Origin of the sequence: Bacillus sp. Au-Bac7, assembly GCF_021341655.1 — a bacterium.
Taxonomy (GTDB): domain Bacteria; phylum Bacillota; class Bacilli; order Bacillales; family Cytobacillaceae; genus Niallia.
Map to the genome: position 1 here is coordinate 400,574 of NZ_JAJTTG010000002.1, position 21,995 is coordinate 422,568.

The 21,995-nt window shown below is 36.4% G+C and carries 20 protein-coding genes; all 20 read left to right on the plus strand.

What is annotated here, in order from left to right:
* Nucleotides 1–57: 57 nt before the first annotated feature.
* The 20 genes from LXM54_RS10625 to LXM54_RS10715 all read left to right on the plus strand — a co-directional run bounded on the left by LXM54_RS10625 (nt 58) and on the right by LXM54_RS10715 (nt 21,990).
* Entirely contained in the window at nt 58–1,953 is a 1,896-nt protein-coding gene (locus LXM54_RS10625; RefSeq protein WP_233315159.1) for a beta-glucoside-specific PTS transporter subunit IIABC, read from the plus strand.
* Nucleotides 1,954–1,982: 29 nt separating this feature from the next.
* Complete coding sequence (locus LXM54_RS10630) at nt 1,983–3,422, plus strand: glycoside hydrolase family 1 protein (RefSeq protein WP_233315160.1); 1,440 nt, start codon at nt 1,983–1,985, stop codon at nt 3,420–3,422.
* Nucleotides 3,409–4,086, plus strand: coding sequence for a YczE/YyaS/YitT family protein (locus tag LXM54_RS10635; RefSeq protein ID WP_233315161.1), 678 nt, complete (start codon nt 3,409–3,411; stop codon nt 4,084–4,086). Before LXM54_RS10630 ends, LXM54_RS10635 begins: the two co-directional genes overlap by 14 nt.
* 169 nt (nt 4,087–4,255) lie before the next feature.
* A complete protein-coding gene (locus LXM54_RS10640) occupies nt 4,256–5,884 on the plus strand; it encodes a PAS domain S-box protein (protein ID WP_233315162.1) in 1,629 nt (542 codons plus the stop codon).
* A 115-nt stretch (nt 5,885–5,999) separates the two neighbouring features.
* Entirely contained in the window at nt 6,000–6,356 is a 357-nt protein-coding gene (locus tag LXM54_RS10645) for a hypothetical protein (protein WP_233315163.1), read from the plus strand.
* Between the two features lie 434 nt (nt 6,357–6,790).
* The gene (locus LXM54_RS10650) at nt 6,791–7,006 is read left to right on the plus strand and encodes a hypothetical protein (protein ID WP_233315164.1); all 216 of its coding nucleotides are present in this window, start codon (nt 6,791–6,793) and stop codon (nt 7,004–7,006) included.
* 155 nt (nt 7,007–7,161) lie between these two features.
* Complete coding sequence (locus LXM54_RS10655) at nt 7,162–7,590, plus strand: hypothetical protein (RefSeq protein ID WP_233315165.1); 429 nt, start codon at nt 7,162–7,164, stop codon at nt 7,588–7,590.
* A gap of 327 nt (nt 7,591–7,917) precedes the next feature.
* The gene (locus tag LXM54_RS10660; RefSeq protein ID WP_233315166.1) at nt 7,918–9,384 is read left to right on the plus strand and encodes a DHA2 family efflux MFS transporter permease subunit; all 1,467 of its coding nucleotides are present in this window, start codon (nt 7,918–7,920) and stop codon (nt 9,382–9,384) included.
* A gap of 213 nt (nt 9,385–9,597) precedes the next feature.
* Nucleotides 9,598–11,637, plus strand: coding sequence for a penicillin-binding protein PBP4(5) (gene pbp4, locus LXM54_RS10665; RefSeq protein WP_233315167.1), 2,040 nt, complete (start codon nt 9,598–9,600; stop codon nt 11,635–11,637).
* Nucleotides 11,638–11,724: 87 nt separating this feature from the next.
* Complete coding sequence (locus tag LXM54_RS10670) at nt 11,725–12,117, plus strand: BlaI/MecI/CopY family transcriptional regulator (RefSeq protein WP_233315168.1); 393 nt, start codon at nt 11,725–11,727, stop codon at nt 12,115–12,117.
* On the plus strand, nt 12,117–13,913 hold the full coding sequence (locus LXM54_RS10675) for a BlaR1 family beta-lactam sensor/signal transducer (protein WP_233315169.1): 1,797 nt from the start codon (nt 12,117–12,119) through the stop codon (nt 13,911–13,913). Before LXM54_RS10670 ends, LXM54_RS10675 begins: the two co-directional genes overlap by 1 nt.
* Before the next feature lie 105 nt (nt 13,914–14,018).
* Nucleotides 14,019–15,377: a penicillin-binding transpeptidase domain-containing protein gene (locus tag LXM54_RS27975; RefSeq protein WP_267913348.1), complete on the plus strand. Its 1,359-nt coding sequence runs from the start codon at nt 14,019–14,021 to the stop codon at nt 15,375–15,377.
* Between the two features lies 1 nt (nt 15,378).
* Nucleotides 15,379–16,056: a penicillin-binding transpeptidase domain-containing protein gene (locus LXM54_RS27980; protein WP_267913349.1), complete on the plus strand. Its 678-nt coding sequence runs from the start codon at nt 15,379–15,381 to the stop codon at nt 16,054–16,056.
* Nucleotides 16,057–16,521: 465 nt separating this feature from the next.
* A complete protein-coding gene (locus LXM54_RS10685; RefSeq protein WP_233315170.1) occupies nt 16,522–17,175 on the plus strand; it encodes an LXG domain-containing protein in 654 nt (217 codons plus the stop codon).
* Nucleotides 17,169–18,767, plus strand: a complete 1,599-nt coding sequence (locus LXM54_RS10690; RefSeq protein ID WP_233315171.1) for a pre-toxin TG domain-containing protein — start codon at nt 17,169–17,171, stop codon at nt 18,765–18,767. Before LXM54_RS10685 ends, LXM54_RS10690 begins: the two co-directional genes overlap by 7 nt.
* 9 nt (nt 18,768–18,776) lie before the next feature.
* Nucleotides 18,777–19,325 (plus strand): hypothetical protein, encoded by a 549-nt coding sequence (locus LXM54_RS10695; protein ID WP_233315172.1) that lies wholly within the window; start codon nt 18,777–18,779, stop codon nt 19,323–19,325.
* Nucleotides 19,322–19,537 (plus strand): hypothetical protein, encoded by a 216-nt coding sequence (locus tag LXM54_RS10700; RefSeq protein WP_233315173.1) that lies wholly within the window; start codon nt 19,322–19,324, stop codon nt 19,535–19,537. The genes LXM54_RS10695 and LXM54_RS10700 overlap by 4 nt, the downstream gene beginning before the upstream one ends.
* 459 nt (nt 19,538–19,996) lie before the next feature.
* The gene (locus LXM54_RS10705) at nt 19,997–20,353 is read left to right on the plus strand and encodes an SMI1/KNR4 family protein (RefSeq protein WP_325169574.1); all 357 of its coding nucleotides are present in this window, start codon (nt 19,997–19,999) and stop codon (nt 20,351–20,353) included.
* A gap of 504 nt (nt 20,354–20,857) precedes the next feature.
* Nucleotides 20,858–21,466, plus strand: coding sequence for an immunity protein Imm33 domain-containing protein (locus tag LXM54_RS10710; protein WP_233315175.1), 609 nt, complete (start codon nt 20,858–20,860; stop codon nt 21,464–21,466).
* Between the two features lie 140 nt (nt 21,467–21,606).
* Nucleotides 21,607–21,990: an immunity 22 family protein gene (locus tag LXM54_RS10715; RefSeq protein WP_233315176.1), complete on the plus strand. Its 384-nt coding sequence runs from the start codon at nt 21,607–21,609 to the stop codon at nt 21,988–21,990.
* Nucleotides 21,991–21,995: the final 5 nt, after the last annotated feature.

Consider the following 21,995-nt stretch of genomic DNA (forward strand, 5'->3'; position numbering starts at 1 on the left):
AGATTATTTTAGTGTTCATGCTTAGGTTTTTTTTCATACAAAAAAGGAGGAAAAACCATGGATTATACAAAAACTGCCAAAGAAATATTAACGGAAGTCGGTGGAGAGGAAAATATAGTATCAGTCGTGCATTGCTATACAAGGCTGCGATTTACTTTAAAAGATGAGTCCTTTATTGAGGATAAAAAGGTGGAGGACATTGATGGTGTTCTCGGTATTATGAAGTCTGGCGGCTTGTACCAAGTCATCATCGGCAATGATGTCGCCAAATGCTATAAGGAATTAATGAAGATTACGAACTTAGATGATGACGATTCAAAACAGCCTGAGGGAAAAAAAGAAAAACAAAACATCATCAACCGCTTCTTTAATATGATTTCCGGCTGTATGGCACCAGTCTTACCTGCCTTAATTGCCGGAGGGATGATGAAGGTCGTTCAATTGATTATCGTCATGCTTGATATTTTGCCTGAAGAAAGTCAAAGCTATCGCTTATTTACAGCAATCGGTGATGCACCGTTCTTCTTCTTGCCAATCTTACTTGCTGCATCTTCCGCTAGATACTTCAAAGTGTCACAAACTTTGGCAGTAGCAGTAATTGGCGTTCTAGTATATCCAGACTTTATTACGATGATGGGGGAAGAAAGCGTTCACTTCTTCGGAATCCCAGTAACAGCAGCTTCCTATTCATATTCCGTCATACCTGTTTTGTTAATCGTTTGGGCCATGAGCTATATTGAACCATTTGTTGATCGCATTGTGCCAACAGTTGCGAAGAACTTCCTATCGCCATTGCTAGTTTTACTTATTTCTGCTCCACTCGCTTTTATCGTATTAGGACCAATTGGTGCGATTGCGAGTAATTATTTCACAGATGCACTGATGTTTATTTACGATACAACAGGTGTTCTTGCAGTAGTTCTGCTATCTGCATTTATGCCACTGATTGTACTTACAGGGATGCACCAGGCTTTTACACCAATTATTCTATCAAGCATTACAACACTAGGCTTTGATCCATTAATTTTAGTAGCACAGCTTGCGAGTAACTTATCTCAAGGAGGAGCATCACTTGCAGTCGGGATGAAATCAAAAGTGAAAAAACAAAAACAAATCGCTTATTCTGCAGCATTTTCTGCCCTATTAGGCGGTATAACAGAGCCAGCGATGTATGGGGTAACAGTTAAACTGAAAAAACCAATGATCGCATGTATCATTTCCGGCGGTTTAGTAGGTTTATTCACAGGATTATTTCAATTGAAAACATATGTTATGGCAACACCTGGCTTGATTTCAATCGGTGAATTTTTAGGCGGTGTCGGCAATAAAAATATCATTGTTGCGGTAATTGCAAGTGGTCTAGCAATTGTCCTGTCCTTTGCTCTAACATGGATTATTGGCTTTGATGAAAAAGAAGCAGAGGTTGAAACAACTAATAAACAGCAATCTAATACTGCAGCAACTTCAAAAACAGCTGAAAAAGAATTAGCGGTAGACAGTCCAGTCAGCGGCACATTTGTACCATTAACAGAAGTAAAGGATTCTACCTTTTCTAAAAAACTAATTGGTGACGGTATTGCTATCTACCCAGACCAAAATAAAATTGTAGCTCCGTTCGATGGAGAAATTGAAGCATTTTTTGATTCGAAGCATGCGATTGGTTTAAAAAGTGATGACGGCATTGAAATCCTTATTCATGTTGGCTTGGAAACAGTTAATCTTAACGGTCAATACTTTACTGGTCATGTTAAAAAGGGTGACCGAGTTAAAAAAGGTGATGTGCTGTTAACCTTTGATAGGAAAGCCATCCAAGAGGCCGGTTTTGATATAGTGACACCGATTATCGTAACAAATTCAGATGATTTTAATGTAACGATTCCTACATTGAATCATATCAGTAAGTTCGATGAAATCATCTATGTCAGCAAAGCTAATAATGCACTGGTTGGTTAATAAATAGTAATGAAAGCGAGGAAAATAACATGACAATAAAAGGATTTCCCAATAACTTTTTATGGGGCGGCGCAACTGCTGCCAATCAACTAGAAGGAGGCTGGAATCTTGGCGGTAAAGGGCCGAGCATTGCAGACATGTTTACAGGAGGCAATAAAGACAAAGCTAGAAGAATAACTCCAGAGCTTGAGCCTGATACATTTTATCCAAACCATGAAGCAGTCGATTTTTACCATCATTACCAAGAAGATATTCGTTTGTTCGCAGAAATGGGCTTTAAAGCATACCGTTTCTCTATCGCTTGGTCTCGTATCTTCCCAACTGGAGAAGAACAAGAACCAAATGCTGAGGGGTTAGCATTCTATCATAAAGTGCTCGACGAGTTAGAAAAATACGGAATTGAACCTATTGTAACAATGTCTCATTATGAAAACCCATTTCACCTTACAAAAACATACGGCGGCTGGAATAATCGCAAGCTTATTGATATTTTTATGCCATATGCGGAGTGTATTTTACGAGAGTACAAGGATCGTGTAACTTACTGGATTTTGTTTAATGAAATCAACTTGCTGACACAGCCAATGGGCGGTTATTTTGCTGGAGGCATGATTTTAGAAGGAGTTGAGAATGAGGAGGAGCTCCGGTATCAAGCGATGCATAACCAGCTTTTGGCCAGTGCGAAAACCGTTAAACTAGGAAAATCCATTTCTGCCAAATTCCAATTTGGCTGTATGATTGCATATGTTGGAGCTTACGCGTTAACTTGTAAGCCAGAAGACGTCAGAGCTCAGCAGCGAACAGACCAAATTCATAACTGTATTGCAGGAGACGTGCATGTTCGCGGTCAATATCCTGCATTTGCACATCGTTTTTTTGCCGAAAAAAATATTGATATCAACATGCAACCAGAAGATGAACAAATATTAAAAGAAGGAGTAGTAGATTATTATACCTTCAGCTATTACACAACAAACTGTGTGGCAGAGAATCCCGAAGGCGCAAAGGTGTCCGGCAACGGCAGCGGCGGCTTAATGAATCCGTATTTGAAAAACAGTGATTGGGGCTGGCCGATTGACCCAGAAGGAATTCGCTGGGCATTAAATAATATTTATGACCGCTATCAGCTTCCTGTGATGATAGTAGAAAACGGCTTAGGCGCAGTTGATGTGGTGGAAGAAGACGGCACTATTCATGATGATTATCGCATTGCCTATCTTGGGGCACATATTGAACAAATGAAGGAAGCAGTTAAAGACGGAGTCAAATTAATCGGCTATATGCCGTGGGGCTGTATTGATCTAGTGTCTGCATCAACAGGCGAAATGAAGAAAAGATATGGATTTATTTATGTAGACAAACACGACAATGGATCAGGAGACTTCGGTAGAAAGAAAAAGAAATCCTTTGAATGGTATAAAAAAGTTATCGCATCAAACGGAGAACTGCTGGAAAATGAGGCCAAATAAAATCACCTTAATCATGATGCTACTCGGAATAACGCTGATAGGATTTTGTATCGCTGTATTAAGGTTAATCGCTTTTGGTACAGATCCTTATAGTGCTATGAACCTTGGGTTTACAAAGATTACTCATCTATCCTATGGTACAACACAGCTAGTTGTAAACCTCGTATTGCTGTTGTTTCAACTATGCTTTGCGAAGAAAACAATGGGAATTGGCAGCTTCATAAACTTAATCTTATTAGCATATTTATCCGATTATTTTTTACTCATTTTAAACGCAATACCTTTAAACTATGAAATTCTTCATATTCGCATACTGCTTTTACTTGTAAGTTTAATATGCTTAACATTAGCTATCTCGCTCTATACAATCAGTGATTTAGGCATTGCCCCATATGATTGCCTATCTATTTATATGTCCGAGCGCTGGGGAATAAAATATCATTGGTGCCGGATAATGACAGACTCTACATGTATTGCATTTGCCTTTTTATTAGACAGCGAAATAGGGGTTATAACTCTTTTTCTAGCATTATGCACAGGACCGTTCGTTGCTTACTTTAATAAGAATGTAAGCATTCCGTTAAGGTTAAAGTATGATGGTATATATCGGACGGCACATAGTTTAATTCCGCCAAAAGCAAATGAAATTGGAGGCGGTGCTTAGAACCCCCTAGTTGACCCTTCCGATACACGGGAGAGTTTATTGAGTTTGTATAAACCATGATGTAAATGTGTGTATATAAGCAAATATTTAAAATGGATATTTAATCCATGTCAATTAGTACTCCAATTATAGTAAAATAGGGCTATTGATGTAATTAAGGAGAAATACAATGTCAAAAAAGAATTTTCTTTATTTATATATAGTAGTCAGTTTACTATGGATCTTCGGAACAGATTATTTACTAAATTTTGTCGACAGTAAATCGACTATGCTGTTTCTGCAAAAATTAAAAGGAATTTTATATGTTTGTTTTACTAGTATTCTTATTTATGTTCTCATTGTCAGAAAAGAGGAATTCGAAACCGTAACAGAAGAGAAAAAACAGCTGCAAACGCTGATTAATTCAATGGTTGATTTTGTGAAGTTTAAAGACGGAGACGGCCGGTGGCTTGAGGTAAATGAAGCTGGTTTGAAGTTTTTTCAGCTAGAAGGTCTCGATTTTAGAGGGAAAACGGATTCCGAAATGGCGAAGTTTACAGACTTTTATCATGATGCACTTGTTAGCATTGAACAATCAGATGAAGAAGCATGGAAGTCTGGCAAAGTTACGCGGCATTTAGAATATCTCTCACTTCCTAATGGGGAAATGAGAACATTTGATACAATAAAAGTCCCTAATTTCAATGATGATGGAAGCCGCCATTCATTAGTAATAATTGGCCGTGATATTACAGATCATCTAATGACAGAAAAGGACTTGAGCACAACAAAGCAGCAATATCAGTCCCTCTTTGAAAATAACCCGGATATGGTGTATGTCCTTGATTTAGACGGAAAAGTAGTGAATGTAAATCGCCAGTTTGAGAAAATAACAGGCTACAGCGCAGAAGAGTTTATTGGCAAAGAAATCGTCAGCTTAGTTACAGACGAATTTCAAGAACTTCTCAGGAACTCATTATTATCTCATGTTCTTCAAGGCAAATCATCTACAAAAGAAACAAAAATAAAAAAAAGAGATGGCAGTATCAGTGATATATCCTGTACTACTTTTCCGATGATGTTGGACGGCGAAATCGTCGGTGTTATAGGTTATGGCAGAGATGTTACCGCAATAAAAGAAACGGAAGCGATGCTCCGCAAAGCAGAAAAGCTGTCTGTCGCTGGTGAATTGGCAGCAAGTGTTGCCCATGAAATCAGAAATCCACTTACCTCCATACGCGGATTTATTCAGCTAATGAAATCAGATAACAAACCATCAGACAAAACCTTTCATCAAATTGTCTTAGATGAAATCGACCGAATTAACGATATCGTTAGTGAGCTATTATTACTAGCAAAACCACAAGAACTGGCATATGAAAAAGCAAGAGTAGAAAGCATTATGAGCTCTGTATTTGGATTGCTTGAATCTCAATCAAATCTGTATGGAGTAGAAACAAAATTAGAAGTACTAGGCGCACTCCCAGAAATAGATTGTGAGCCAAACCAATTAAAACAGCTGTTCATCAACATTATTAAAAATTCAATCGAAGCAGATTCCAACAAAGTAAACATCACCATGAAAAATACAAAAGACGGCTTCATCCGAATAAAAGTAAAGGACGATGGCTGCGGAATAGAAAAGGACAGAATTAAACGACTCGGAGAACCATTTTATTCAGCAAAAGAAAAAGGAACAGGCTTAGGGTTAACGGTCAGTTACCGGATTGTTCAGGCACATAAAGGAAAAATCCGTTATGCAAGTGAGGTTAATGAAGGTACAGAAGTGGAGATTTTGCTCCCGATTAGCATAGATTAAAGAGTAGGGACATTTTAGCTTTTCTAAAATGTCTTTTTCTTATTTGAAGAAAGGAATCGAACGTACATATTTATGCTAAATAATCTGAAATATTCAATATGTTATATTAGGTGAGGTGATCCTACTGAAAAAAGCGTCAGTCCTTATAATCATTTTTATAGTTTTGCTATTAGGGGCATGTAATCAAGCAAAAAGCAATGTTTATTATGCAATGATAGTTGTAGCCAATAACAAAGAATATAATGGAAGTGAAACGGTCTGGGATGACAATATTAAAATCGGAGAAATGTTAGGTGAGGTTGAAAAAAAGACGCCAGCAGATGTAATGCCGGAAAATAACCAGTCAAATTATTTCAAAGTTGGATCAAAAATTTACTCAGTTAAAGGTACAGACCAATTTATTATTGTTAGAGACAACGAAAATGGAGAGCATTTATTAGAGAGGGCGCCAAGGGGTGAAGAATCTCCTTAAAGTTCAAAACATTGCAGAATAAATACCATAAACCTCAAAAATTGTTTTAACATTTATTTTAGAGTTCCTTTTAGCATAGGAGTTATCTCTTCTAATATTGTTCATAAGATTTGAGTGTGTCGATTAAGTGTTAATAATACTACCTATATAATCATAGTTGAAATAAAAACTAGGAACATAGAAAAGCCTACTCTCAGCATAATGGCAAAGGAGTAGGCTTTTTATTTGAAAAAATTTCGAATAGACTATGTACGTTGAAAAAGATTACATATATACTAATAATTGGGTATTTATTAATTTTATGTAAATATATTGAAAAAATAGAAAACTCCACTGTGAGTATTTTTATCGATATTTCACTATTAATTAGTATTAATTCCCCTTTCAGTCATAACTTTTTAGTACAGGTAAGCATCAAGAAAGGAGCATACATATTGAAGGAAAGTAAACCAAAGATTACGTGGATAGGGGTAGTATTAATTTTTGTTGTTTGCATGGTGATTGCTGGATTCACTAAACCAAGAGGTAGAGTTGATTCAACAGAAAGCATGGAAACAGACAAACCCTATGATTTTGAACTAACGCATTTTAATGATAATTTCGGTCATTTTATCAATGTTTTTCGCAACCAGGATTTATGGCAGTACTAACTTTTTTGCGTATCTAAACAGAAGGTTAGGAGATTCTCCTAATCTTTTTTATGTATTTATCATACTTGCAGCTATAATAACACGACATATGAAACTTTCATGGACCCTGTATCGTATCCTATATAACATATTTTTACAGAGGGAGAGGACGGAAGTTGTACAGATTTTTAACGGCAGCGCTATCTGTCATTATATTCGGTTTGTTTTACGCTTGGTTTTCTTACGTTCCTGTTGCGAATCAAAATGAGGACGTTCTTTATTTTAGTTTTTTCGATATCTTCCTCTTTTTCTTTCTTATTGCTGGACCTATTTATTTCATTGCAGCAGTACCTACTTCGATTTTTCTTGATAACCTGCTATTAAGGGTCACTTCCACATCTAAAATGTTGAATTATTGCATAGGTATAGGTTTATACTCTATTGCAGGAGCAATTTTAGGTTTTTTTTACGTTATTATTTATAATGAGAATATTAATAAGTTTGTATTACGAGAAGAGTATCCGTATATTGTATGCTGCTTAGCAGCAGCTTTGCTATATTACCACCTGTCCCTATTGTTAACACCAATACTAAAGAAATACTAACTTTTGGTTGGTGCTGTAAAGTTTGGACAAACAGAAGGAACCAACTGTGAAAATTAATTGAGGAACATATCCTATAGCTTCTATCACTCAAGATAGAGGCTTTTTACTATATCCTCAAATGAAGAAAGGTTTTAATACTTAAGAAAACAGGTAAACAAAATAGGAAACATAGTGAATTTCAGCGGATTAATAAAAAACTTACTTTTTTTTAATCTAATTTTAATTCTACTAGTATAGTATTTCTCTTTATGAGCATATTAGAATTTGACTATCTAGTCGTTCTCTGTTGACTTATAAAGGAAAACTAAATAAAAGGAGAAAAGACAATTGAATACTATTGCTAAAGCTGCAACGAAACCTTCTAGTACAACACCAATATTTGCTGTTCTGCTGGCAGGGGCTTTTGTTGCGTTTTTAAATCAGACGGTTATAAATGTAGCGTTTCCTGATATTATGTCTCATTTTAAAATTGATGCAGTGCAAGCGAACTGGTTAAGTACGATATTTTTGTTAACGAATGGTATCGTTATTCCGGTTACTGCCTTTTTGATGGAGAGATTTACGACAAGGCAATTATTTTTATTTTCAATAGGAGTATTTGCTGTTGGTACATTAATCTGTGCAATGGCTGGCACGTTCCCAATCATGCTTGTTGGACGGGTAGTACAAGCAATCGGTGCGGGTATTTTATTCCCATTAATTACGAATGTGATTTTCACTATTTTCCCACTAAATAGACGCGGATTTGCCATGGGTATCTTCGGTGTGGCAATGAACTTCGCTCCTGCAATTGGTCCTACATGGGCTGGCTGGATTATTGAATCCTACAATTGGCGCGTTATCTTTTACATTATTGCTCCAATTGCTCTCATCGACTTTATTCTTGCGATCTTCTTCGTGAAAAATGTCACACAAACAAGCAGACCAAAGTTAGATTCCTTAGGAGTTATTCTTTCAACAATTGGATTTGGCGGAATTTTATACGCTTTTTCAACAGCTGGATCAAAGGGTTGGTCTTCAACAGAAGTAGTAACAATGTTTATCATTGGCGGCATCAGCCTTATCCTGTTCGTATGGCGTCAGCTTGTTGTTAAGCATCCAATCTTAGAGTTCAGGATTTTCAAGTACAAGCTGTTCACATTAACAACAATCATCAACGTTGCTGTTACAATGTCCATGTTCTCTGGAATGATTTTAATGCCGATTTACATGCAAAACATCCACGGTTTCAGCGCTTTAGAAGCTGGCTTCATGCTGTTGCCTGGGGGAATTGTAATGGGAATCATGTCTCCTATCACAGGTAAACTGTTTGATAAATATGGCGCAAAATGGCTTGCTATTATCGGATTGGCAATTACAATGGTGACAACATTTGCGTTAACAAGATTAGAAGTAGACACAAGTTATTCCTATATTCTATGGGTTTATACAATTAGAATGTTCGGTATGTCTCTCATCATGATGCCAATCTTTACTGCAGGACTTAATGATTTAGGTCTAAGCTTGAATAAATATGGAACTGCTATGGTTAACACATTCCGAATGGTTGCTGGCGCAATCGGCATGGCCTTCTTCGTATCAATCATGACAGATCAAGGCACAAACCATGCTAAAGACTGGATGAAGCTGCATAACATACTGCCGACAGATAAGCTTGGCATGGCTCAAGCAGCGAAGGAAGGAACAGTCATGGGAATCAATGATGCCTTTATGATTGCCACTTACTTGACAATTGTTGCATTTTTGTTGGCTTTCTTTATTAAAGGATCTAAGCCTGGAGAGAAGAAAGCTTAATATAATACGTTAGAGCGTTGAGAATTCTCGACGCTCTTTAATTTTTTCGGAAAGTAGTACATGCCCATTGCATGCTACTTCCATCTATAAAATTACCTAAGTTGATTTGCCTTTGGAATAATCTATGCTATAATTTCATAAATACTACAAATGTAGTTTTGTATTAAATACTACATTTGTAGTATTATAAAAAAAGAAAAGAAGTGATTGAGCTTGAATAGTAGAGTCGAAAACAATCGTAAGAGATTTAAACCTTATTTACTATCGTTTTTAATCATTTTATTGAGTATCGGGGGGATTTATTTAGTTCTAACATTACTGAACAAAAATGATTATGCTTCATTCGAAGGAGCAGCAAAAAGTTATATTCAAATTTTAGAAAAAAAGGAGTATAAGAAGTTAAACAATGTACTCGATGAACAATCATATAAATCGTTAGATTATACATTGGCAGAAGTAACAGATAAATATAATCGTATATTCAATGGTTTAAATATAACGGATATACATGCTTCACAGATTTCATTAGAAAAGGTGAAAACCAATCTTTATGAATTGTCTTATCAATTAAGCTTCACAACTCCTTTAGGAAGTTTAGAGAATTTGAAATATAAAACAGAAATAATTAAGTCGGATGATAATTATGTAGTGAAGTGGGAACCTTCGTTAATTTTCCCTGGCATGGAAGGCAAAGATAAAATAGCATATCAATACTTTAAAGCAGAACGAGGAGAGATTCAAGATCATCTAGGGAATGGCTTGGCAATCAATGAAAACTTTAAGTCGATGGGAATTGTTCCGAAGGATTTAGGCGAAGGACAGGAAAAAGAGGATAATCTTCAAAATATAAGCGAACAATTTGATCTATCGCTAGAAGAAATAAATAAAAAGCTAGATCAAAGCTGGGTCAAAGATGATTTATTTGTTCCGATGAAAACAATGGAAGCAAGTAAAGCGAAACCAGTGACAGGAGTGTCCTATCAAACAATTAAACTGCGGTATTATCCTTTGAAAGAAGCGGCCGCGAATTTAATTGGTTATATCGGAAAAGTAACGAAAGAAGATATCGACAAAAATCCCCGTTTAGCTGATGGAGATATGATTGGAAAAGCAGGGTTGGAAATGGCCTTTGATAAGCAATTGCGTGGCAAGGACGGTGGAGAGATATCAATTGTTGCTGCAAATGGCGAAAAGAAGCAAGTCATTCAACAAGTAGAAAAAGCAGATGGAGAAGATATTCAGCTGACAATTGATTCTTACATACAATCAGAAGCATTTAAACAACTTGCTGGCAAAGCAGGCTCAACTGTTGTCATGAACCCGAAAGCAGGCGGGCTATATGCTTTAGTAAGTTCTCCGTCCTATGATCCTAATAAAATGGTTCAAGGCATTTCTCAACAGGACTATGATTTCTATGCGAAGGACGAGGATAAACCATTTATTTCCCGATTTGCGGTTGGCTATGCACCTGGCTCAACATTCAAAACAATAACCGCCAGTATTGGCCTTGATGCTAATGTCACTTATCCAGATAAGCTCCGACATATTAATGGTTTGAGCTGGCAAAAGGATGGAAGCTGGGGAGGCTATTCCGTTACCCGCGTTTCCGATGTGCAAAATGTAGATATGCACAAGGCGTTAATTTATTCTGATAATATTTATTTTGCGCAAGAGGGACTGGAAATGGGAGAAGACGTGTTTAGAAATGGGTTAAGTAAGTTTATTTTCGGCGAAGAGTTAGAATTGCCAATAGCCATGAATCCAGCACAGATTTCTAGTGAAAAAACATTTAAATCAGATATCCTTCTGGCAGATACGGCTTATGGTCAAGGTGAATTATTGATTAATCCTATTCAACAGGCTGTCATGTACACTGTTTTTCAGAATGAAGGGAAAATAGTTTATCCGACATTACTCGCAGATAATGGCAGTACCAAAACAAAAGAAGCTATTTTAAGTTCAACAGCGGCAGAAATGGTAAGAAGCTTAAAAGAAGTGGTAAGCAATCCAAATGGTACCGCACATCTGCTTTATAACCCACAATATCAGCTAGCTGCAAAAACGGGAACAGCAGAATTAAAATCGAAACAAGGCGAAAATGGCAATGAAAACAGCTTTTTGCTCGCCTTTGATACAGAGCAAGATAATTTTCTGATGCTTTCCCTTGTAGAGAATTATACAAAAGGAAGCTCAGCCACCCAACTGAATAAATCATTAATCGAAAAGCTGTATGCCTATTTTGGGATGCAGTAAGGGGAAGTTAAATGAGAACGATGCTTTAAGCAACGAAGCCTTCATGCTATAATAAATACTACAGATGTAAAAGTAGGAGGTTTCGTTGTGAGTAAAAGTCCCCAAATATCAGAAGCAGAATATGAAGTGATGAATATAGTTTGGAAATATGAGCCAATCTCGACACCAGAGGTAGTGGAGAAGTTGTCCGCTAAAGATTTTGACTGGAAGCCGAACACAATCCATACGATGCTGGCTCGGCTTGTAAAGAAAAAGGCATTGCAGGCCAAAAAAAGCGGAAGAGTTTTTATTTATACTTCACTCGTTGAAAAGCACGAATATATTGAGCAAAAAAGCGATAACTTTCTTAATCAGTTCTTCGGCGGTACCTTAAATTCGATGGTATTAAATTTTATCGAAAATGATAAATTGTCCAATGAAGACATTTCAGAATTAAAGCAAATCTTAGCAATGAGGGAGAAAAATGGAGGCGATAAATAATGGATGTCGTCATAAAACAGCTATTGCTTAGTACGATTGCGGTATCCCTTCTTATTTGCACTATTCTCTTGCTAAAAAAATTATTAACCAAACATCTCTCAGTAAAAGCGCATTATCGTATTTGGCTATTTCTGTTTGTGCCGCTCCTAGCATCCGTCTTGCCATGGAAATTTTTCGGGTTAAGTGAAGGACTGCAATCACTTCAGAGCTTGCTGACGTTTTCGGACAAAACAATGTCTCATGGTGAAGCAATAAGTGGCGCAACCGCTTCTCAAGAAGCTGATACGGAAATAATGCGTGATTTTTCTATTTCAGTTAACAATACAACTCCAGCAATCGTCCATGACAGTTTATTTGCTGTCTGGATGATCGGCATGATAGTTTGCCTTGGATTCTTTTTTTATTCAAACTATCAAATTAGCAGGTTGAAAAAATCTGCTGTTACGATTAACAATACTAGAGTCAATGAGCTGTTGGAAGAGTGCAAACAGGCCGTAGGGATTAAAAGAAAAATAATCCTCAAAGAAACTGGTCTTATTACAACGCCAATTACGTTTGGAGTCTTACAGCCGTATATTCTTGTGCCAACAAACATGCAGGAAGCTTTCACCATCAAGGAAATGAAATATGTATTTCTGCATGAGCTGACACATCATCGCAACAAAGATATGCTGGTTAATTATCTAATGTGGATTTTACAAATCGTATATTGGTTTAATCCACTAGTATGGTATGCCCAAAAAAGGCTGCGAATGGACCGCGAATTAGCTTGTGATGATTCTGTTCTAAATCTATTGGATGAGGCGGGCTATCTAGAATACGGCCATACGATCATTCACTTTGCAGGTAACAAACAAGGGAAGTCTTTTGAATTGTTTGCTTCAGGTATCGGCGGAACAAAAAAACAAATCAAACAAAGAATCCTGCATATTGCCAGCTTTTCGAAAGAATCCAGCTTGTTAAAATGGAAAAGTAAAGCAGTTTATCTGTTTTTAAGTGTATTAGTGCTCTGCATAACGCCACTGACAACAGTATTGGCTACTTCAAATGATGTGTTTCATTTTAACGGAAAAAATACTACGTATGAAGATTTAAGTAGTTATTTCGAAGGCTACAAAGGCAGCTTTGTTTTATACGATGCAGCTAGTGAACAGTATCAAATATACAACCAAGAAAGAAGCAAAAAGAGAGTTTCACCTGATAGTACCTACAAGATTTATTCAGGGCTATTCGCTTTAGAAGCTAACGTTATATCTAATCTGGAGTCTGAACAGAAGTGGAATGGACAACAGAACCCGTATAAAGAATGGGATAAAGACCATAACTTATCCTCTGCCATGCGAAATTCAGTCAATTGGTATTTTCAAAACCTGGATAAAGAGCTAGGCAGACAGCAGCTGCATGCTTATTTTGATAAGCTAAATTATGGGAATAAGGATATTTCAGGTGATTTGGAAAACTATTGGATGGAATCTACCCTGAAAATATCACCAATTGAACAAGTGCAGTTATTACATGGACTATCAGAAAATAAGCTTGGCTTTAAAGCAGAAAATGTTCAAACAATTAAAGATACGTTGTTACTTGATGACGATTATAACAGCCAATTATATGGAAAAACAGGAACAGGCACGATAAACGAACAAGATGTTAATGGCTGGTTTGTTGGTTTCATAGAAAAAGGCAAGCATAGCTATTATTTTGCAGTCAATATCCAAAACAATGGAAAAGAAGCTAGCGGAAGCGAAGCGATGAAAATTGCCAAGCAAATCTTAAAGGATAAAAAACTATACTAAAAAGTAACCCAAAAAGATTTTCTAGTCTTTTTGGGTCTATTCTTCATCAAATACTACATTTGTAGTATTTAATGAAGAATTCCAATACGGAAAGGTAAGATTACTTTGAAGCAAAAAACTAAAAAAAGTAGAAAAGCAAATCATCAATTACGGCTAAGACTTACTGGTCTTTTTTTCGCCGTGTTTATATTGTTTTCCGTACTTATCGTGCGCCTTGGCATCATCCAAATTGTGAGTGGTGAGGAATATGCCGCTCAAGTGAAAGCAACGGAAGTTACGCCTGTTAGCTCCTCCGTACCACGCGGAAAAATATATGATACAAATCATAAACTAGTAGTATATAATATTCCGGAAAAGGCAATCACCTTTACACCGCCGCTAAATCCCCAACCGGAGCTGCTTGAACGGTCCAAAAAAATAGCCGGATTTCTTGTAATGAATAATAAAGACATAAAAAAAGTAACATCACGTGACTTAAAGGATATATGGCTTCTAGAACATGACAATGGCGAAGAGCTGCTTACAGAGCCAGAAAAGAAATTATATGAAGAAGAGAAAGTAAAAGACAAGGATTTATACAAAATAAAATTAGAGCGTATTAAAGAAGAGGAGCTGCAAACGATTGATAAAAATTTAGCAGCCATATACCGTAAGCTGTCGACAGCGCCAGCATTCTCAAAAACTGTGCTAAAAAACGAAAAGGTAACAAATGAAGAATATGCAATAGCAGCTGAAACACTTGAAAAACAGCCGGGAATTGATGTAACGACAGATTGGAAGAGAGCGCACAACTTCGGAAACACCTTTATTAATATGCTTGGTGAGGTAACGAGTACAGATGAAGGTCTTCCCGCAGATAAACTAGACTACTATACAGCTAAAGGGTATGAACGGAATGATCGGGTCGGCAAAAGCTATATCGAAGAGCTTTACGATAGTGTGCTGCAAGGCCAAAAAAAAATCGTAAATACGATTACGAACAGAAACGGAGAAATCATAGACTCAGAGATTGTGTCTAAAGGAAAAAGCGGCAATGATCTCGTGCTGACGATAGATATGGAATTCCAGGCACAAGTGGAAAAAATTATGCAAGAAGAGTTAATCGCATCCATTCAAAAGCCGCATACCAATCTTCTCGACACAGCTTTCGTTGTGGCAATGGAGCCGAAAACTGGCCGGATTCTGGCAATGTCAGGACAAGTGTATGACCGAAAGACAAAGAAATTTACAGATTACACACCAGGAACCTTTACATATGCCTTTGAACAAGGGTCTGTCGTTAAAGGAGCAACAGTTTTAACCGGTTATCAGACAGGAGTTAGAGACATAGGCGAAACAGAGCTAGATGAAGTGATGAGATTTAAAGGCTCAGGGACCTTTTCTTCCTACCAATCCATGGGGGTACTCAATGATTTAAAAGCCCTTGCGATCATCCAACGTATATATGTGGAAGACCGCGATTGAAATGATGGACGGCAAGTATATCCCTAATGGCACATTAAATATCAATCCAGATAAAATAGAGACAATTCGCTACTATTTTAACCAATTCGGCTTAGGCATTCCGACAGAAATTGGCTTTCCGAATGAAACCGCAGGAATTAAAGGCAAAAATATCAGCACCTATTTTCAAATCGCTATTGGCCAATTAGACACCTATACACCAATGCAAATTGCCCAATATATTACCACGATAGCCAACGGCGGTTACCGCATGAAACCACAGCTTGTCAAAGAAATCCGTGAAGCCGATAATACAGACAACGGGCTTGGAAAAGTAGTGGATGAAATAGAACCTGTGGTACTGAATAAAATAGATATGAATGATGAAATGTTAGAAAGGGTTCAACATGGATTCAGGCAGGTAACTCATGGTTCGCAAGGAACAGCCAGAAGCTATTTTGCCAATGAAGCCTATGATGCCGCAGGGAAAACAGGAACTTCTGAATCCTATAAAAAAGGTGTGAAGACGTGGAATCTCTCATTCGCAGGGTATGCACCTTACGATAATCCGCAGATTTCGATAGCGGTTATTGTACCTAATGCTTATCTTGATGGCTATGCCCAGCCGCATAGTGCAGCTAATGTGATTAGTCAGAGAGTTTTTCGAGCTTATTTTGAGGGGCATTCAGGGGGAGAATGAGGATTATTTTTCAAGAGCATTGAAATCCTTCATGCTCTTTTTTTGTTGTATCAAGAAGCTATGCGTCAGCTATTTTTTTTGTAAATAATTTATTATAGAAAGAATACAGAGTATAAAATACAATATTAATGATATTGGTAGTAAAGCGCTAGATGGGTTTAAGTAAATATCAATACCAATGCAAATACCCATTATAGACATTAAAATTATTAGTAGTTGTATTACTCGCATCTACAATCACCCGCTCCTTCCTGTTATTACACCTATCATAAAGGAAATTTTAAATAGATTAATCCCAATTTTGTATTCATGTGTTTTAGATTTGAGACTAATATTTAACTGTATTTTCCAACTAATTTCCTATTTAAACACCTATCCATCTTTTTTACAATAAAAGGATATGGGAATATCCTGGCTATTTATTAAATAAAGGACCTATCATCCGTGTAAAAGAGAGGCGAAAAAATGAAAGTTTTAGATGCATCTAGTTTACGTGATACAATGAAAGGAAGGGCCAAGCACTATAAAGAACTGCGCACACAGTTTACACAGCTGCACAAAGCCTTCCAGGAAATTGTTGATTTAGATGACTTTGAAGGCAAAGGTGCTGAATCAATTAAAGGTTTTTATCAGGGTCAGCTGGAAGTGGTAGAAGCATGGCAGCGGCTCATTGACAGACAGATTGCCTTCTTTGAAGGCGTTAGCGCAAGGATAGAAGATAAAGACTTAGGCGGCCATTCTCGTGTGGAAACAGCTTTTTTAGAAGAAGAGCTTGCACATAGAGAACGTCGTGCAGACGAAATGATTAGTGAGCAACGAAAAGCGTTAGAGAAAATTTTTAGGGACATTGATGATCTAGTGTCTTTAACACCCTTTTCTCGCTCCCGGTTTGGCGATCTGATGATGGATGCAAGCAAAAAACGGACCAAAACGGTGGATGCAGTCGAGGAAGTCGATCAAGAGTTAAAAGACGAATATCTCTCTTCACAAGGAGAAGAGTATTATGTTCAAGCCCTTTTCCAATCTTTAAGGAAGCAACAAGACAAGGCAGCAGTATTTCACCCATCCATTTTGATGCAAAAGCCTATCAATCTAGTGATGCATATCAGTCCATGGTAGAAGCAAAGACACAAACTAACAGCTACCTCTCCTATAAAAAGGAAGAGAAAGAAGCAAGGGAAATAGCAAACCGCCCATGGTATGAAGACCTATGGGAGGGCACGAAAACCTTCGCCGGCGAGTTAACCGGTTATTATGATTACATACGAGCTAAAGACGGAGTTGATCCCGTTACAGGTGCAAAGCTGACAGAAGGACAGCGAGTAGCCGCAGGCGCAATGGCAGCCGCAGGCTTCATTCCAATTGTCGGCTGGGCGGGCAGAGCACTGAAGGGTGGCAAAGGCATTTATTCAGCAACAAAAGCGATTAATACTGCAGATCATGCGCTTGACGCTTATAAAAATGTCCGCACCTTTACTAAACTAGAACAAACAGAAATGGGCATATATGGCCTTATTTCAGCAAATGGACTATCGGAATATCTAACAGGAAAAGATATGTTTGGCAACAAGCTCACTAATGAACAGCGCCAAGCAAGCATTACCCAAAGCATGATTGGAGCAATACCATTTGTCCCAAATGCCCCTGGCATGATAAAAGAAGCCGTTCGAATCAGTGAAATACCAGTCCATAAAACATACCAGCTAGTGCAAACTGGATTAAGCAAAAGCCAATTAACATATAAAGGCTTTCTGACAAATATTTATCAACCTAACAGCCAACTCTCTCCACTTGGTCCAAGTATGGCTATGTTTAAATCACACGATGTAAACAATAACGTAAAGCAAGTTTCCAATCACTCCGTTAAAAGCACCAGCAGAGTAAACACCACTAAGAAAACCGCTGGCAAAACAGAAGTGAAGTATGACTTCAGTCAATACGAGAAAAAGCTCGTAGGCAATACATGGGTCCTCAGCAAAAACGGTCGCACAGATCAAGATGCAGCCAAAGCAAGCCTAGCATATAATGAGGCTATAAAAAAGGGAGAAATCAAGTTAGACAACGAGCCTGACTCAGATATTTACCTCGAACAAATCCAAGCAGCAAAAGACGGATACAATCTCTGGACTGGAGAAGAGTTATCGAAGCTAGAATCTAATTCGATTATCTTTAGCAGTTTAATTGGGAGTGTTTATGGTTTTAGAGGCGGGAAGATTTCTGGTAGGTCGATTAAGGTTTCTAAGGGTGATTTGGGGAAGATTAAAGAGAAGGTAAAGGGAAATAAGGCTAATACTGAAGTTACTAAGGGTACGGGTGATGATGTAGTAACATATAGACGAGTTCAAGGTGGAGAGGGTACTAAGTCAAGCCAACAGCGTATACAAGTAAATGAAGATGGTACAGTAACAATACCCAAAAAAGATACTGATTTAAATATAAGTATAGATAATGGGGAGCATTCAAATTACTTTAAAAATGAAGTGAGAGGCGGAAATGCTGATATTGTTGAATTAGACGTTCCAAGGTGGTTTGACGATTTCTTAAAAGAAAATACAATACCTCAAGCTGGATACAAATCAAATCCTTTAAACCAAGGTGGAACAGCTCCAAAACTCGTAGACCCAACAAAACCAGGCTATTCATTTGAAGTTCCAGCACCTTGGGGTGAGTGGATAGAAGAGCATGCGAAAAATTCGCGAATAAAAAAATAATAAGGGGAGTTGAGTAATATTTTATTAGAACCTAAAGCGCTGGAAAATATTATAGTAGGTTTATTAGTTGATAATAGTTTCAAGTGGTATGTTTCGCCAAAAAATTTATGGTTTCTGGATAGGAAAAAGCAAGCAGACGCATATAATAAGAAATTTAAAGAAATTGGACTTAAAAATATTGGAAACTCCATAGAGGAAGATGATGAAAGGAAAGGTATAGAAGTTCTAGATGAGCGTTCATTTATAGAGTTTATTCCAAGAATAGATAAGTATTCAGTTTCAACCGAAGAATTAAGAGAGTTACTTAAATTAAATATGCTTACTAAATTAAAAGAGGATACATTTTACAGTTTTTTACCTTCATTATATGTAAACCTTGATAAAAAAGAACTATACTCATTGTATCCAGAACCAGCCTCCTACGAGGATTTTGTACCAGGAAATTGGAGGGGGATCTATGAGGACTTTTTGTCGAGGATAGATAGGGAAGATAAATACTGGTATGATGAAAACGGAATTGATTTATTAAATTTTGAGAATAGTGGTGGAAAGATATGAGTGAAAATAAAATAAGTATACTATCTGAAAAGTTTGAGAATGAAAAAACTGGTGAACAAGTCGAAGGTATAACGATTATGATAGATGGTAAATTAAAAAGTATGTTAGACATCATCATTGAAAAAGAGGGTGGATATAATAACTATACAGAGCTAATTAAAGATTTAGTGTTTGATGGTATAAATCAATTTGTTGAAAAGCATAAGAGGTAGAAAACAGCTTTATTCAAAGCGATTGAACTGCGGCCATTTAAAGTTTCAAACCTATTGGCGATAACCCGTGTCTTAAAATTCATAGAAGAAAGAGATAGTAACAGCTAATTGGATTTTTTATTATAAAGGTCTTCATAGAGAGCACAGTTAAAATATATAAATAGTTTGAATGAATTCGATTACCTTGATTGGCTATATGCCTTTCAAGGTATTTTATTTTAATTTATATTAAATCAGCTGATATTTAAGTGAGAAAATAAGAGAATGATTTACTTGAGAATCGAGAGCTCATGATGGTAGTACCATCATGGAGTTTGGTTTTAATACTCGGATAAAGTGACAAGTACGATAAATAGGCGAGATGACATTTTACATGGTAGGGGTACTTACGATATGTAATGGCTACAAACTAACGAGATCGTACATGCTCGTGGCGAAAAATAATGGGTAACGTATAATATAAACGTGAAGATAGCAAGGCTAGGTGTAAAAGCATCGGATACTTTCCAAGAATTTTATATCCAGTATGCAGGACCTTTTTGGGAAGAGCATGTACCCTTTGAATTACTAGATATAGCAGATGAAGAAAACAATATTGAATCATACACACTCATTTCTAGAAAAGAACATGGTTTTCCGAAGCAATATCTGGTTTTAAGTGAAATGTCAGCAAATGCTGTATTAGTACTGGATACTGTAACAGATAAAGTTTATATAGTTAATTTTGAGGGTGGAGATGAACTACTTATTAAAGGTGAATTAAAGGAAAGTTGGTCATCGTTTTTTGATTTCTTGAAGACATATTTTAATTGTTAATTATGGTCCAATAAAAGTTAATTCAGAGAGAAACTTAAAACCTTGATTGGCTTAATATGCCTTCAAGGTTTTTTGACTTTAAGAACTTTATGGTTAAAACAATATCACTTTTGAATCAAAAACTCATGATGTAGCAAACTTACGAGATTGGTTACAGTGACATATAAAAAATACAACCACACTTACTACATGGTTTATATTTGCACACGAGAATGACAAAGCAAGTAAAGCTAAAGGTGGCAACATACAAACACATAAACTTAGTAACAAAAAGGAAAGATGTGTAAGAAATATAAACAATGCTTAAATAAAATTCAGAGCTCATGAAGGTAGTACCATCATGGAGTATTGATTTTATATTTGGATTTTGAGAGAAGTACGATAAATAGGCGAGAGGACATTCTAAGATGGGTGAGGTTCCTGTTAATGTTAGAATGGAAATGCTAGAAAAAGAGAAACATGCTAGAGAAGCTCTAAAGTAGCTATAGAAGAGAGGTTGAAGAAATGAAGAAATTTGAAAAGATTATTATGGGAAAAACCATTATTATGACTGCCCAAAAGGAATTAGAACCTCAAATAGAAATTTTGTTTGCTAAATTAGAACAGGTAGACCGTAATAAATTAATTCATGGATTCTCTTTACAAGTTGGTTGGTCCGTCTATTATTTACATGAGAGAGAAACCGGGAATTTTATACTGACTTCTCCAGATTACTCTAGAAATCCATTTGAAGATACAACAAAAGATTTAACTTTAACACTGTGGGTACAATTAGATCAAGGTCATTTTTTGAGAAAGTTAAATGTTGATGGTTTATCAATAAAATTTAGTGATAAAATCATACTTTCTAAAGGTGTATTAGAACTCGAGAAAATATATTTACAAAGAAATGGAGATGTTGAAGTAGGAGATTCAGGTTGGTATATAGGTCCTGTAGAGGATGATAATACTATAGAGTTGTATGCTTTATATGCTTATCAACTACTAAAAATTAAACCAGAGATTATACAAGTTCTTGCTTTACCAAATGACTATATGGTTGTTTTTGAGAATAATGAAATAAAAGCAGTATTAAACGAAAACGATGTAGATGTTTTTAAAGACTCTTTATAGATTTTATTTATGGGAATTCTAAAAATAATTAATTCAGTTCTTGACAATGATAGTTTTGTTAAAGGAGTAAACGAATAGACTAGTAACAGATTGAAGAATGTTGTTATGGATTACCAGATGGCTTTAGGAGGAAATAAGATATGAAAAATTATGTTTCTTTGTGGTTGGGAAACTTTACCGAATTTGATGAGTTAGAAAAGTATATAGAAGTGAAATATGATGAAGATGGAGATAGTATTCCTTCAACTTTTGAAAGGGAATTTAAAATAGGCTACTATGATAGAGATTTAATAGAGAAGGATTGGATACTAGATGCTAAAGATAATATAAAAGAGCTATTAATGGGTTTTTCATATGATGATCAGCTGATAAAGCTGTTTATGGATGTTAAATTATGTTCTAACTACAATACCATTATTTTGATTTACAACTACAATTATATTAAAGATGGTATATCTATAAATTCAGTAAACAATTATGAATACGAACTTAATTTTGTAGGTACAGCTGAGTATGTAGATTAATACTC

Bases quoted from the DNA above. Each gene is read 5' to 3' on its own strand.
- LXM54_RS10625 (WP_233315159.1), top strand. From the start codon at position 58: ATGGATTATACAAAAACTGCCAAAGAAATATTAACGGAAGTCGGTGGA.
- LXM54_RS10630 (WP_233315160.1), top strand. From the start codon at position 1,983: ATGACAATAAAAGGATTTCCCAATAACTTTTTATGGGGCGGCGCAACT.
- LXM54_RS10635 (WP_233315161.1), top strand. From the start codon at position 3,409: ATGAGGCCAAATAAAATCACCTTAATCATGATGCTACTCGGAATAACG.
- LXM54_RS10640 (WP_233315162.1), top strand. From the start codon at position 4,256: ATGTCAAAAAAGAATTTTCTTTATTTATATATAGTAGTCAGTTTACTA.
- LXM54_RS10675 (WP_233315169.1), top strand. From the start codon at position 12,117: ATGGATGTCGTCATAAAACAGCTATTGCTTAGTACGATTGCGGTATCC.
- LXM54_RS27980 (WP_267913349.1), top strand. From the start codon at position 15,379: ATGATGGACGGCAAGTATATCCCTAATGGCACATTAAATATCAATCCA.
- LXM54_RS10685 (WP_233315170.1), top strand. From the start codon at position 16,522: ATGAAAGTTTTAGATGCATCTAGTTTACGTGATACAATGAAAGGAAGG.
- LXM54_RS10690 (WP_233315171.1), top strand. From the start codon at position 17,169: ATGGTAGAAGCAAAGACACAAACTAACAGCTACCTCTCCTATAAAAAG.
- LXM54_RS10700 (WP_233315173.1), top strand. From the start codon at position 19,322: ATGAGTGAAAATAAAATAAGTATACTATCTGAAAAGTTTGAGAATGAA.
- LXM54_RS10710 (WP_233315175.1), top strand. From the start codon at position 20,858: ATGAAGAAATTTGAAAAGATTATTATGGGAAAAACCATTATTATGACT.
- LXM54_RS10715 (WP_233315176.1), top strand. From the start codon at position 21,607: ATGAAAAATTATGTTTCTTTGTGGTTGGGAAACTTTACCGAATTTGAT.